Here is a 249-nt window from a genome sequence, read left to right as displayed (position 1 = left end):
GGGCAAGGCCTGCGGGCGATAGGCCGTGTAGAAGGCGGCGCCGCCCGGATGCTCCAGCAGGAAATGCGCCTCCCCCGCCGCGTCGGTCCCCGGCGCATCGATGAAACTGACGATCTCCGGCTGGTAGCGCGCCGGCGCATCCAGCACCCGCAGTCGCACGGGGTCCTCGGCCAGTACGGCGATGAAGGCCAGCCAGTCGGCGGTCGGCCGCACATGGGCCAGTATGTTAAAGAGAACTCGGAAGCGAGG

At 69.1% G+C, this 249-nt stretch carries 1 pseudogene; it reads right to left on the bottom strand.

The annotated features are described in order from the left end of the window. Nucleotides 1–213 (bottom strand): annotated as a pseudogene (locus HWD99_RS18830) (hypothetical protein); the annotation flags it as partial. Between the last annotated feature and the right edge of the window lie 36 nt (nt 214–249).

It is taken from the genome of Microbacterium sp. C5A9 (genome assembly GCF_022627955.1).
Taxonomy (GTDB): Bacteria; Actinomycetota; Actinomycetes; order Actinomycetales; family Microbacteriaceae; genus Microbacterium.
This window is presented reverse-complemented; position numbering and strand designations above follow the sequence as displayed.